Genomic DNA, 13,632 nt, shown 5'->3' on the forward strand with positions numbered 1-13,632 from the left:
CGCACAATTCCCTTCGTGTTAGAACAAAAATCTATGAGCCAACCGTTCCATTCGGGATAACAGCTCAGGCATATGGACAGGTTTTACTACATAATCATCGGCACCCATCTGCAGGGCATGTACAATATCCGCCTGATTATTTCTCCCTGTCAGCATGATCACTAATATATTCACTTCCGGATACGTCTTGCGAATTCTTTCCAGGACTTCAACGCCATCAAGATCCGGCATCACACCATCTAGTAGAATGATATATTTCTCATCTATGGAATACCAATCCGATTGCAAGAAATCCAGCCCATTCGCATAACTGCTGATATTCACCTCAGCAATATCCTCCGGCTCCCAAGTATCAATCTGATGAGTCACTATTTTTCGAATCAACGCATCATCATCCACAACAATTACATTTAGAACCGAATGCTTTTTAGTCGACGATAAATGGTCCGTGTAGAGTGTAGTCTGATTCCTTCCGGCATCTTTGCTGGCATAGAGAGCTTGGTCTGCTTCTTCTACAATTTTATCGGCAATATTCTCAGCTTCTGTTACCTCTGATATCCCACTCGAGAAGGTCACATGAAAGACTTCATTCTTCGCAAAAAAGTCGGTGGCAGCAAATTGCTCCTGAATACGGTTTATTACTGTCAATGCAGAACTTGCATCCGTATTTGGCAGAAACACAGCAAACTCTTCTCCACCGAAGCGGCAAAAGGTATCTTCCATGCGAATCGAACCCTTTACAAGCTCAGACAAGGACTGTAATACCTCATCTCCGATTAGATGACCATATGTATCATTAATCTTTTTGAAATAGTCCAGATCAATCAGTGCTAAAGAAAACACCCGTTCTGTGCGCTTAAAATCGCAAATCAGCTGCTTCATCACTTGATTAAAGTGTTTTCGATTAAACGCACCCGTCAATTCATCCACAATGATGGATTCCTGCCACTCCCGCTTTAACTCAAAGCGGTTTTTAATCAAAGCCAGAAATAAATCAATATCTACAGGCTTCGATAAAAAATCCATCACACCCAGCCTATACGCATGCAGTTGAGTCGCTTTGGAGTACTCCCCACTTATAATGATGATTGGAATACGTTCTTTTTTGGCTTTGCCGATAATTTGATTCAAGACCTCAATTCCGCTGATATCAGGCAAAAGAATATCCAGAAGAATTAGATCCGGTTTGGTTTCATAAAAAATCTTGAGACCTCGTTCAGCGGACAAGGCAATGCTTACATAATAGTTCTGCTTCTCCAATGATTCTTTTAAATAAGCCACTAATTCTACATCATCATCAATAAGCAAAATATCATTATGTGGGAGCGAATCATCATTTCCTTTTTTGTCTAACGTCTTAACTGAACCTAAAGAAACCGATGAATCTTGATTAAACAGTGGAATAAGCGGATACAAATAATCGCCCCACTCTTCAATAGACCAGTTCTTAAGGCTACTTTCCATGAAATAGGGCAACGTTGCATCGGCAAACTGTTCAACTTCTTGTAACCCCACTGTTCCTGCCGTACCTTTCAAATTATGCAAAAAACGATAAATGTCCTTCTCGTTAACTTCCGACAGTTCCGACCATTCCTGGAGGGTTTGTTTGGTCCGCTCTTCAACCATATTTTTATATTTTTGTGTAGTCATATTTACTCCTTCAGAGTATCGTATCAATCTCTCACTTCATCATATTTTTCATATACTGTCAATCGAATTTTCTTTAAATTCATAGGACTTTATATAAAAATGATCAAACGGACAAAAAACCTTTGGTTGAAGCTTGCTTCAGCATTTGTAATAATGATTGGAATGGTTCATTCCGTTTACACGGCGTAATCACCATATACAAAGGGAGGCTGCATTTATGAAGGGGATTATTACTGTATTAGGAAAAGACAAAGTAGGGATTATTGCCAAGGTATGTACATATCTTGCCGAGCACAATTTGAACATTCTGGATATTTCTCAGACGATTGTACAAGATTATTTTAACATGATGATGATTGTAGACATTTCTGGCGCGACTAAAGCATTTGAGGATATTGTTGAAGATTTACATTTGATCGGAGAAGCGATCGGCGTGGAAATCAAGCTTCAGCATGAGGATATTTTTAATATTATGCACCGCATTTAGGAGGATGACCATGATATCACTGGTGGAAGTACAAGAAACGAATAAGATGATCCGTGAAATGAATCTGGATGTACGTACTATAACGATGGGGATCAGCCTCATGGATTGTGCACATACAGATATGAGAACTTTTAACCAAAACGTATACGACAAAATCACTAGATCCGCCGAGAAGCTCGTCAAAACAGGTGAAGATCTGGAAAGACAATTCGGTGTACCCATTGTTAATAAACGGATTTCTGTGACCCCTATTGCTATTGCTGCTGGTGCCGTGAAGACGGATACGTATGTGCCTGTAGCGGAAATTTTGGACAAGGCTGCCAAAGAAGTTGGCGTTAACTTTATTGGCGGCTTCTCTGCGCTTGTACAAAAAGGGTGCACCAAAGGTGATCGCATTCTGATCGACAGTATCCCGGAAGCGCTGGCTGTTACTGAAAGAGTCTGCTCCTCAGTCAATGTCGGTTCCTCCAGAAGTGGAATCAACATGGACGCTGTGAAATTAATGGGTGACATCATTATTCAAACTGCGGAACGCACCAAGGATCGGGATTCCATCGGCTGTGCTAAGCTGGTTGTTTTCTGTAATGCGGTTGAGGACAATCCTTTTATGGCTGGAGCGTTTCATGGTGTTGGTGAACGGGAATGTGTCATCAACGTTGGCGTCAGTGGCCCGGGTGTAATCAAGCGTGCGTTAGAGGAAGTGAAGGGTCAGGACTTCGAAACCCTGTGTGAAACGATCAAACGGACTGCGTTTAAAGTTACGCGTGTGGGACAACTAGTTGCTCAGGAAGCATCGAAACGGATGAACGTACCTTTTGGGATTATCGATCTATCTCTGGCCCCAACACCAGAAATTGGGGACTCCATTGCGGAGATCTTTCAAGTCATGGGTCTGGAAGAAGCTGGCGCACCAGGAACAACAGCCGCTCTGGCGATTCTAAATGACAATGTTAAAAAAGGTGGCGTGATGGCCTCCTCCTATGTTGGCGGACTCAGTGGAGCCTTTATTCCAGTTAGTGAAGATCACGGAATGATTCAAGCCGTACAGCGTGGTGCTCTTACGCTTGAGAAACTAGAAGCCATGACCTGTGTATGTTCTGTGGGACTGGACATGATTGCTATTCCGGGAAGTACCACCAAAGAGACGATCTCTGGCATCATCGCCGATGAAGCTGCTATCGGAATGGTCAACAACAAAACAACCGCTGTTCGCGTCATTCCTGTCATTGGCAAGGATGTAGGCGAAATCGTAGAATTTGGCGGCCTCCTTGGATATGCGCCTGTCATGGCTGTTAACGGCTTCAATTGTGCCAGCTTTATCAACCGAGGCGGACGAATTCCTGCTCCAATTCACAGCTTTAAGAACTAATAGAAACCTCAAACAGCAAGTCCCTATTTGTACCTAGGCGACTTGCTGTTTTTTATTGTTCAGAGCTTGAAGATGTTAATGTTATCAGATTTAAGCCCGCTGGATCCCAATATTAGGTGTTCCCCCGGTCAAATCGATAAATAATACATAGTCATTTCCATCCGTGCCCTTCAGCACGAGTCCTGTCTGACTTGCAACTCCCACAGCGAAATATCTGACTTGTTGAAGGCTCGTAGGTGCTGAAACTGGTGACAAAGCCTGATTCACCGCGATCAAACGGGTCGCAGTCTTGATGGTGCCTGCACCGCTAATTTCACCGGTAACCCCCAAATGACCGAGTATAGATTCACTACCGTTCACATTAAGGCTTCCCATTATCGTCTGACTACCATTCAAGTGCAGATTTGAATCGATAGTCTCATTCCCGTTAACATGCAGATCATTTTGAATGGTCTGACTTCCTGTAACAAGAATATTATCGAAGGTTGGCAAGACGATCATCCCTTTCAGGTTTTATAGTATATTTTATGTTAGACAAGACAATCCGGTCATAGATAGATATACATCTTTTACTAAATCCGCTTTTTCCTTCGAGATTCAGATTAATGGTCTTATACCTAAAGTCAAATGAACCCCCTACACATATAATGATTAGCAAGACTAGGTGCTAGAGCGAACGACTGGCTCCAATGAATACAGGAGGAATTATGAAGAAGACAGCTACTAGGCTCACTCCTCAAAGGCCCTCAACTCACGAAGTCTCCATCAGCCAAGTTCATCAATCGCAACACCGTAATCTCATTCTCGAGAACTCTTATAGAGCGGAAACCATAACACGGGAACTAAAGCAATTAAGAGTATTGCTTCTGGTTCCCTCAGAGATAAGTGATAAAATGCCTAACGTACGACTTTTTAAAGATCAGCTAAGGCATCTGGTCAAAGAAGTGCTTGCCATTAAGTTACATCATAATCTAGAAGAATATTTAGCCCAGTATCAGCCTGATCTGATATTAGCCTTGGGATCAGAATCCCTGTTCCCTGAGGAGAATATTCCTGCCCTCAAAGCTTACAAAGCTCCTAAGGCCGTATGGATGGCAGACGCGACCTGCCTTACCCGAACAGAACGTAATCTAGCGCTGTTATTCGATTATATTTTCACACAGAACATAGCTAATCTAATCTATTATCAAGGTTTACGGGAGAAACATTCTTGCTACCTCCCTTATGCTCCAGATACAGAACTCTATTATCCAAGACGTGTGGAGAAACGTTACCACAGTGACGTACTCATTCTCGGCCATTTTCAAATGAATAGTGTTCTTGACACCCTAGCTCATTCGGAACTACTTCATGGTCTCAAGATAATGACCATTGGTAGCGGGTGGGAGCCCACCAAAAATTTCATAGACATCACCTACGATAAAACAGAAATATCTAACTATTATAATGGAGCAAGGATCATCATCAATTGCACAGGATCTGTGCAGCAAATTATGGAGGTCGCTGCTTGCGGCGTATTTCAGTTCGTGGAAGATCATCCCCATCTTCAAATTTACCCCATCACAGAAGAAAGTCTTATTCGTTTCCAGAACTTTAAAGAGCTCTCTGAGAGCTTCAAGTACTATATTGCTCATAGTGATGCAAGGAGAATTTCGGCCTCTCGTGCTCTAAAGGAAGTGAAGTACAATCATTCTTTTCTTCAGCAGGGAAAGCTGCTTCTCAAAAAAATATTCACGGAACCATAGGGGGTGACTCGACTTGAAATGCATCGCTTTTGTATTGCCTCAGTTTCATCAGATAGCAGAGAACGATTCCTGGTGGGGAGAAGGATTTACAGAATGGACAAATGTCAGGAAGGCTACAGCCCTTTATCCTGAACATGATCAACCGAAAAAACCATTAAATAATAACTACTACGATTTAACGGACCCTAATGTGAAACAATGGCAGGCAGAAACTGCAAAAGCTCATGGCATTTACGGTTTTTGTTATTATCACTATTGGTTCAATGGCAGGCGACTTCTGGAACAACCGGTTCAGCAGATTCTTGCCAGCAAAGAGCCTGACTTCCCCTTTTGTCTGTCTTGGGCTAACGAACCTTGGACACGTAGCTGGGATGGCACTGAAGAAGATGTCTTGATGCCACAGGAATATGGAGAAGAACGGGATTGGCGAATGCATTTTTATGCTTTGTTGGAGGCCTTCAAAGATGAACGATATATTTGCGTAGACGGCAAACCAGTATTTATTATCTATAGATCCTCCAGCATCCCTCGGTGTGATGAAATGCTTCAATGTTGGCGTGATTTAGCTCAGCAAAACGGACTTAAGGGGCTTCATCTTGTCCGGACACTGGGCGGATTCCCCCTAAAGACAGAGCACGGGTTCGACGCCAGTCTAGAATTCGAGCCTCACTACACATTTGCACATGGTGGTGTTAAGCACTTATGGAGTTCCAAGCAGGTGGAGGATCAAAAGCATATTGTCATTGATTACGACGAATTATGGGAATCTATGTTAGAACGGACACCTCATAGGGATGGGGAAATTATATATCCGGGAGCATTTGTTAACTGGGATAATACACCACGCAAAGGTGCTGCCGGACAAAGTACTTTAGGTGCAAATCCTCACAAATTCGGTCAATACCTGTCACGACAAATTGAGAGGACCAAGAAGATGTTCAAAAGTGATTTTATTTATATTAACGCTTGGAACGAATGGGCTGAGGGTGCCTATTTAGAACCGGATGATCATTATCGGTATCAATACTTGCAAGCCATTAAGAAAGCCCTTCAATATCATCACACAGAAGATCCTTCCACGCCGTAGCGTCAGAAGGATCTTCTTCTTTTATTCCTTATGGTCTTTCCGAAGTCTGCACTCTGGCGCTTCTTGCACTTATCATTCTCCAACCCGTTAGCAGTGCAGCCACAAAGCATATGGATGCCGAAGTCATGAACACTACATGCATCCCACTGATAAATAACTCTGGTCGACCTGGAACTAGACCTGTTACCCGATAACCAGCTTCATTGCTCATCACATGAAAGAGAATCGTCGTAGCTATCGTAATACCAACGACCATCCCCACATTACGAACAAGCGAGTTGACGCTGCCCGCAGAACCAAGCTGAGTTCTAGGCACCTTGGACATCACAAGCGAATTATTTGGCGACTGAAACAGACCACTCCCTATTCCTAACATAGCGATCCACACGCCTACCAGCACAACAGAGCTTCCTTCATGAAGCTCAGCTAATCCAAACTGAGCAATAACCATGACTACCAGCCCTGCAAAAGTTAGGAATTCAGACCCGATTTTATCCGATAAAGCACCGCTTATTGGTGCTACGACTACCATACATATCGGTAATAACATCAACAGGAATCCCGCTTCAAAGGGCGATAGATTCAGCATATTCTGTGCATAAAACGGCGCGATGATATTAAAGCAGAAGTTCGCTGTAAACACGAGAAACCCACATAAAATACTTAATGAAAACAACGGATTCTTAAATAATGACAATTGCAGTAGCGGTTCTTTCCTGCGAAGCTCCGTCCATAAGAAAGCAATGAAGCTGGCTATAGCTACGATTAAAGATGTCACAATTAAGCTATCGCCATAACCGAGCTGCTGTCCCAATAAAAGCCCTGCGAACAAACTTATGATAAAAATAGCGAAGAGTAAACTACCCGGAACGTCTATTGTAGATTTCGTCCTAGTTAAATCCTTAGGCAGTACCTTCCAGCCTAACAGGATAGCGATCACTCCAATAGGAATGTTCACCCAAAAGATATACTCCCAGCCTAATGTTGAAACCATTATCCCACCTAAGCTAGGGCCAGCTATACTTCCCAGAGACACGAATGTACCTATGAAACCAAGCGCTTTACCCCGCTCATTGGCAGGAAAGATATCCGTAACGATTCCCTGGCTGTTCGCCATTGTCATCGAAGCTCCGATAGCCTGAATGACACGCGAAGCAAGTAATGCAGGTAAACTTAAACTAAATCCACACAGCATAGAACCAATAACAAAAACTATCGTACCCATCTTAAAGATTCGAATCTTCCCGACAATATCTCCAAGCTTCCCGAAGAAAAGAATCGCAGCACAAATCGCCATCAAATATCCTGTGGTTACCCATTCGATTTGTGCCATAGGCAGCTTCAATTGTTTCGATAATTCTGGCAGAGCGATGTTGACAATACTACCATCAAGTGTGGACATGAAGGTGAAAATATTCAAAACAATTAAAATCATCCAGCGTTTCTTCTGAATTTCCTTGTCTTCCTGATAGGTTGCGCTAATAGAACTCATAAACTAACACCTCATTGAATATATAATCAACGTTTAGTTGCGTACGCAACAAAACTTACTTACCCAGTGTACATCAATTTAGTTGCACACGCAACGACTTTATTGTACACTTTGTCTCAGAGTTGCAAATACGCGAACTATAAACCCAAAGAGGTGTCTATATCTTGGAAAAAGAGCCTATAGGAAAGTTGATTTCCTATTTTCATCGTCAAAATCAAAAGCAATTGGTAAAAAAATTAATGCCCTATGGAATAGGTAGTGGTGGGCAACATAGTTTTCTAAAACTGATTACTTCCAGACCAGGAATTACACAAGATCAACTAACTTCTGAACTAAAATTCGATAAAGCCACCACCGCACGCTCCGTGAAGCAATTAGAGAATTCGGGTTATATTGAACGTAAACCAGATCCTAATGATCGACGCTCTCAACTACTGTATCCAACGCCTAAAGCAATCGATTTCTCGCCAATTCTTCAGTCTATTTTAGATGATTACAACAAGAGCCTAGTTGGTAAATTAACCAGCGAGGAAGTAGAGCAGCTTCGCAACTTACTTCAAAAAATCAGCACTGACGAAGAATAGGACAAAAAAAGAAACTGTCTCAAAAGTAGTAAAGGCTACCTAAGGGACAGCTTCTTTTTTTTGAGAATTATTAGGGAAATCCTCCCTAATAATCAGAGTAAAATCGGTATTTGCCAACGAATCAGCGAAATTATAGGGAGAAATCCCCTAATTATTAGTCAGATGAGCAGAAATCTCAGAATTACAGGGAGGAATTTCCTAATTATCGATCAGTGCTCCCGTTTCCTTGGTGAGGACACTCCACTTTTCCACAATCAGTCCATTCACTCCGCTACTTTTAGAGAAAAAACCTATATCATCCCGTGTTCACTTCAATTTTACGGTCTCAGCAACTTCTTTCGTAATCTCATCCCCACCAAGGCTCTTCCATTTCGCTACAAAAACATCAAAGTCACTAATCGGTGAATCGCCCACAATAATATTCAAAAATGTCTCGCTCTCCAGATTTTGAAGCTCCGTCCACTTACTCTTCATTAGTTGGGTGTTTCCGTAAAATACTCCCCGCACTCCCTCAATTGCAGTTGAGGTTAAAACGGCAACTCCATATTTATATGCATTCGCTGCTTTCCAGCCTTCCAGATCTTTCTTTGGTTGTTCAGTGTCCTCCACCCATTGATCATAAATGAGACGGGTATCTGGATTTAATGTATCCGGGTCTATTTTGCCATGCAAAGCTTGCTGGATATCTGCATAATGTTTCTCTATCGCATCCGAATAATCAATTAAAAGGTCAAACGGATAATAAGCACGCAGCTGAATTCCTGTTTGCGCAGAGAAATCATCCAGCTTCTTAACTTCCTCCGAATTAGGGTCTTGTCTTCTCTCAAGTCTTGTAAACACGTTCAACTGCTTCATAATCGCCTCTGGATGCTCAAAACCTTTACGTACAACAAGGTAACGGTCTGTTACCGGAGCCAAATGAGCAACAAACTTACCAGACTCATCAAGTGGAGCAGCATACGCTCTCCATTCTGCCTTCGTATCGAGAGCAACCGCCTCTGACAAAGGATAATATGGCATCCACCACGGGCCAAAGAACATGCCTGATTTCCCTGTAATAATAGGCTCTTGCGTTTCTTTATAAAGTGCAAAATTAGGGTCCAGCAACCCTCTTTTATACCAATCAGCCAGTTTGGCAAGCGCTTGTTTGGTCTCAGGTGTAATGGATCCATATACAATATTCCCAGCGTTATCCTTGATCCAATTGGTGGGAAAAGCATGCAATGCACTAAACACAGCATCCAGACCATTTACTAATGGCTTTGTCCCATAGATGATATTCTTGTAGCCGCTAAGTCCGACCGTATCTCTTTTGCCATTGCCATCGGGGTCTTTCTCAATAAAAGCCTTCGCTATGTTCTCAATATCTTCGAAGGTTTGCGGTGCCTGCAGCTCCAGTTTATCCAGCCAATCCTGACGCACCCAGAGCAGAACAGGCGAATCCGCATCAATGGCTACATTAGGCAATCCGTATAATTTGCCGTATCGAGAAGCATCGGATAATGCCTCACCCTGAGTAGAATTGTACATATCCTTAATTAAATCAGAGCCATATACATTGTAGGTCTCTGTAAGATCCTCTATCATGTCATTATCAATGAGTTTCTTCAATTGATCTCGATCAACAACCATCGCATCCGGCAAATCATTGCTATCGATCGCAAGCTGTGCTTTTTGATTAAAAGCATCTTCACCCTTCGCTTCCCAAGAGTGAACTACCTTGATATTCGTAATGCTCTCCAAATAACGGGTGATTGGATTGTTGTCGTTGCTGTCACCTGTATTTAGCCTGGAATCGGGAACCTTAAATCCTACACGAATCACTATCGGATCTTCGTATTTGCTATACGCTACAGAAGCATCTTCGACCTCACCCTGAGGACTTCGAGTAGAATCTACTGTTTTGTTCTGGTCACGGCATGATGTAAGTCCGATCATCATTACAAGTAAGAGGATAAATTTACACAATCTCATCATTGGTCCTTCCCCTCCGCACGATATTCACTCGGGAGTTGACCAATACGTTCTTTGAACAGTCTACTGAAATAACGGTCATCTTCAAAGCCAGACCTTGAAGCAATCTCACAGACGGGTAATGAAGTCTCCCGCAATAATGATTTAGCCAACTTAAGCCGCATTCCCCGTAAACATTCACCGAATGTCTCCCCGGCAAAACGAGCGAAACATTGACTGAAATAACCACGGCTCATATTAATTTCCGCCGCTACGTCGCTCTGATTGATTTTGTCACCTGCATGGCTCTGCATGTAACGAACTGCGCGAATAAGGCAAGACATCACCTCTTTAGTCAATCCTAGCTCGAGCATTCTCCTTCCCACATGATCAGAAAATCGGCGCAGCCAGGTCTTCCAATGGCACCAGTTCAAATTAAAAGAAATATCCCGTTCCAGTTGAACAGCATCCTCTGACTTCAAAAGTAAAGAACTCCAGCTTTGCAAAAGGGAATGGGCGAACGTTAGAAATCTATCTTGCCTTGGCTTCTGCAGGAGTATGTTCGTTACAAAATTCTCCCATTCGTTTCCATCAATCGTCCACTTGAGATTTTGAGCTTGCACGAATAGATCAGCTTCATCCGGTTTTAAATGGGGAATCGCTATTTCCTTCTTTAGTTCCTCATAATTCAGAAAGGTCAGTTCTTCAGCACTAGAATGATAAAATAGCATATGCCGAAGCTTCGTGGTGAGCTGCTCCTCCAATTCCTGTAGTGACTGATCTCTTAACCCACTGATGAGCGCGGTCTGCCATCTCCCAGAAAGCTGGTTCTTAAGCTCACGCTTCCCCTCCTCTTCCGAGAACCGGTGAAGCAAGGGCGACATCCACATCTCATGAAAGGTAATCAGCGGATTATTCTTCACGAAGGATAGGTGAAATAACTCTTCTTCATTACAATGGCTGCTTAATGGTAAATAGAGCAGTGCCTTGTCTGCAGCTATCCTTTTACCTTCACCATGAACCAGTGCATCCCTTGTATTGTCCTCCCATTTGATGCGATCGACCAGGCGACGTATAGTCTCGTCCGCATTTTCCATCTCCAATAGAGTTTTGACAATATAATCAACGGCTCCTAAACGCATGGCCTCCTGCACATAGTCAAACTCATGATGGCAAGTAAGCACAACACAGCGAATACCTGCGAAACGCTGCCTTACTAGTTTAATTAGCTCGAACCCAGAAATGCCGGGCATGGTCAAATCTACAAATAACAGATCCACATCCTGTTGTTGAAGTAGCTCCAAGGCCGATTTGCCATCTCCCGCCTCGCCGACAATCACAACCCCTAAGGATGACCAATCAATTAGAGATATGAAGCCTTTCCGTACAAGTCTCTCGTCATCAACCACTACAGCCTTAATCATCGAAGTCCTCCTTACCTTTCCTCGGAATCACGATAGATACAACCGTACCTTCCCCTAGCTTGCTGTACATCTCTAGCTTCATTTGTTCTCCATAGTAGGTTCTGAGCATCCGGTTCACGTACGAGAATCCGATTCCGAGCCCCCGTTTCTTGGCGCCATCCTCTGACAGCAGTTGATCTAACGTATCCACATCCATTCCAGCCCCATTGTCTCTTACACACAGCTGAACTTCTCCTTCACCATGCTCTGTAATCAAGACGTCCACCCTGCCATTATCGCTTAGTCCATGATAAATCGAGTTCTCAACAAGAGGTTGAAGTAAGAATCTGGGGACAGCCACAGACAATACATCCTCATCAGCCTCCACGTTAAATTCGAATTCATAGTCATAACGGATGCGCTGCAGTTCCATATAATTTCGGATCGCTTCAATTTCCTCTCCAAGGGTAACAATGATGCTTTGTTTGCCCAGATTATAATGCAGCACCTTTACAAGAAGGGTAACCAGCTTGTCGATCTCCTTCTGACCGTTAAGCCTTGCCATCCACTGCACCGTATTCAATGTATTATGCAAAAAGTGAGGGTTAATCTGGCTAAGCAGCTTTTCAATCTCGAATTGGCTTTTCTGCTTCTCATTATGGGCTACCGCAACAATCAGCTCATTCACCTGTTTCTTCATCTGCTGGAAGTTACTAAGCACAAAATCAAACTCTTCCACATTCGTGTAGGCAACCGGAGAGGTAACATTTTCCGCCATTCGATTAATTTCAAGGTTAACCTTGCGCAAAGGACCATAAATCTTTTTCCAAATCATCCAAGCCAGAACTCCGGCAAAGAGTAGTGTCGAGAACGCGAGCAGGATCATTTTATAGAACCAAGAATAAATTTCACTGTTGAATTCGGACTTTTTAACTACTGCAATAAGCTTCCATCCCTGTGGACTAGCGTATCGAAACAGATGATATCCGGTAAGTGTTTCATGTGATAGATTAGAGTTGCTTCCAGCAGCTTTGATAATTCCTTGAGGTAATTTACCATCAATGACATAAGTGCTAGTGCCCTCTTGATTCACAAGTAGATGGTTTACTTTCATTCCGTAAGATTCCTGATTAAATATTTTGCGAAGCAGGCTATAATTCGTCTCTAAATAAATATATAGCTTATGCTCACCTGGTACGCGTACAATGCGCTGTTCTGAGAACACGAGATTATCGCCGACGGCATACATCGTAGAATGCGGCCCATAATAATCAGCTCCGTTATATCGCATAAAAGAAGGTAACGTACTGATATCGAAATTTCTGCGCGCACTCATATTCGTAAACAGAACCGGATCATCACTGCTTGGCATAATGTAGGCTGTAAGTCCAATGTAGGGATTCGTGAAATTAACGAGGTTGATCTTCTGGTTGATGGAGTTCATCATTTGCGATTTGCGATAAATTTGCTTTTCCTGAATAAATGAGGACATTTCTTCCACAATCTGACCATCCAGCGCAAACTGTTTAGAGGCAAAATCCATATTATCGATGGCATTCTCCAAGCTAGAGGCTTCCTGTTTCAAGCTTGCACTTATACCATTGCCAATTTTCCCTGAAAGAATAGAGTAAATAGAGGTGTAGGTTACGAATCCTACTAAGAGAAGCGGAAGAAGTGTTCCGATAACTAGATAGATGAATAAGGTATTCCGTAAGGATTTGACAACTGGGGTATGATTACGCTTAAGTACTCTTACCATCCGAATGATCCTCTTCCTTCTTCCTGTAAGCGTTCTATATATATATCAATGTGAGAATACCACATTTATCCTTAATTGAATAGAATAGGGCAGAACAGCCTCC

11 protein-coding genes are annotated in these 13,632 nt (G+C 42.7%); 5 read left to right on the forward strand and 6 right to left on the reverse strand.

Annotated elements, in window-relative coordinates; translation table 11 throughout:
• Positions 1 to 18: 18 nt before the first annotated feature.
• Positions 19 to 1,650, reverse strand: a complete 1,632-nt coding sequence (locus NYE25_RS10820; RefSeq protein ID WP_341145901.1) for a diguanylate cyclase — start codon at positions 1,648 to 1,650, stop codon at positions 19 to 21.
• Positions 1,651 to 1,867: 217 nt separating this feature from the next.
• Between NYE25_RS10820 and NYE25_RS10825 the strand changes: the two genes are divergently transcribed.
• Entirely contained in the window at positions 1,868 to 2,137 is a 270-nt protein-coding gene (locus tag NYE25_RS10825; protein ID WP_042189980.1) for an ACT domain-containing protein, read from the forward strand.
• Between the two features lie 13 nt (positions 2,138 to 2,150).
• Entirely contained in the window at positions 2,151 to 3,506 is a 1,356-nt protein-coding gene (locus NYE25_RS10830; protein ID WP_341147716.1) for a PFL family protein, read from the forward strand.
• 90 nt (positions 3,507 to 3,596) lie between these two features.
• Here the strand turns inward: NYE25_RS10830 and NYE25_RS10835 are convergent, their stop codons facing one another.
• Positions 3,597 to 4,007, reverse strand: coding sequence for a hypothetical protein (locus NYE25_RS10835; protein ID WP_341128759.1), 411 nt, complete (start codon positions 4,005 to 4,007; stop codon positions 3,597 to 3,599).
• Positions 4,008 to 4,213: 206 nt separating this feature from the next.
• On the opposite strand from NYE25_RS10835, the gene NYE25_RS10840 reads away from it, so the two are divergent.
• Complete coding sequence (locus NYE25_RS10840; RefSeq protein WP_341145902.1) at positions 4,214 to 5,251, forward strand: glycosyltransferase family protein; 1,038 nt, start codon at positions 4,214 to 4,216, stop codon at positions 5,249 to 5,251.
• A 13-nt stretch (positions 5,252 to 5,264) separates the two neighbouring features.
• Entirely contained in the window at positions 5,265 to 6,338 is a 1,074-nt protein-coding gene (locus tag NYE25_RS10845) for a glycosyltransferase WbsX family protein (protein ID WP_341145903.1), read from the forward strand.
• Between the two features lie 28 nt (positions 6,339 to 6,366).
• On the opposite strand, the gene NYE25_RS10850 is transcribed toward NYE25_RS10845, so the two are convergent.
• Positions 6,367 to 7,830 (reverse strand): MFS transporter, encoded by a 1,464-nt coding sequence (locus tag NYE25_RS10850; RefSeq protein WP_341145904.1) that lies wholly within the window; start codon positions 7,828 to 7,830, stop codon positions 6,367 to 6,369.
• 164 nt (positions 7,831 to 7,994) lie between these two features.
• On the opposite strand from NYE25_RS10850, the gene NYE25_RS10855 reads away from it, so the two are divergent.
• Positions 7,995 to 8,414 (forward strand): MarR family winged helix-turn-helix transcriptional regulator, encoded by a 420-nt coding sequence (locus tag NYE25_RS10855; protein WP_341145905.1) that lies wholly within the window; start codon positions 7,995 to 7,997, stop codon positions 8,412 to 8,414.
• Between the two features lie 306 nt (positions 8,415 to 8,720).
• Here NYE25_RS10855 and NYE25_RS10860 read toward each other — a convergent pair whose 3' ends face one another.
• From NYE25_RS10860 to NYE25_RS10870, 3 genes are read right to left on the reverse strand one after another with little or no spacing between them, the layout of a single operon-like run.
• Positions 8,721 to 10,391: an extracellular solute-binding protein gene (locus NYE25_RS10860; RefSeq protein WP_341145906.1), complete on the reverse strand. Its 1,671-nt coding sequence runs from the start codon at positions 10,389 to 10,391 to the stop codon at positions 8,721 to 8,723.
• A complete protein-coding gene (locus NYE25_RS10865; protein ID WP_341145907.1) occupies positions 10,388 to 11,791 on the reverse strand; it encodes a response regulator transcription factor in 1,404 nt (467 codons plus the stop codon). The genes NYE25_RS10860 and NYE25_RS10865 overlap by 4 nt, the downstream gene beginning before the upstream one ends.
• Positions 11,784 to 13,529, reverse strand: coding sequence for a sensor histidine kinase (locus NYE25_RS10870; protein ID WP_339797314.1), 1,746 nt, complete (start codon positions 13,527 to 13,529; stop codon positions 11,784 to 11,786). Before NYE25_RS10870 ends, NYE25_RS10865 begins: the two co-directional genes overlap by 8 nt.
• Positions 13,530 to 13,632 lie beyond the last annotated feature (103 nt).

Origin of the sequence: Paenibacillus sp. FSL E2-8871, from assembly GCF_038000345.1 — a bacterium.
GTDB lineage: Bacteria > Bacillota > Bacilli > Paenibacillales > Paenibacillaceae > Paenibacillus_AQ.

Bases quoted from the DNA above. Each gene is read 5' to 3' on its own strand.
- NYE25_RS10820 (WP_341145901.1), bottom strand. From the start codon at position 1,650: ATGACTACACAAAAATATAAAAATATGGTTGAAGAGCGGACCAAACAA.
- NYE25_RS10825 (WP_042189980.1), top strand. From the start codon at position 1,868: ATGAAGGGGATTATTACTGTATTAGGAAAAGACAAAGTAGGGATTATT.
- NYE25_RS10835 (WP_341128759.1), bottom strand. From the start codon at position 4,007: ATGATCGTCTTGCCAACCTTCGATAATATTCTTGTTACAGGAAGTCAG.
- NYE25_RS10840 (WP_341145902.1), top strand. From the start codon at position 4,214: ATGAAGAAGACAGCTACTAGGCTCACTCCTCAAAGGCCCTCAACTCAC.
- NYE25_RS10850 (WP_341145904.1), bottom strand. From the start codon at position 7,830: ATGAGTTCTATTAGCGCAACCTATCAGGAAGACAAGGAAATTCAGAAG.
- NYE25_RS10860 (WP_341145906.1), bottom strand. From the start codon at position 10,391: ATGATGAGATTGTGTAAATTTATCCTCTTACTTGTAATGATGATCGGA.
- NYE25_RS10865 (WP_341145907.1), bottom strand. From the start codon at position 11,791: ATGATTAAGGCTGTAGTGGTTGATGACGAGAGACTTGTACGGAAAGGC.
- NYE25_RS10870 (WP_339797314.1), bottom strand. From the start codon at position 13,529: ATGGTAAGAGTACTTAAGCGTAATCATACCCCAGTTGTCAAATCCTTA.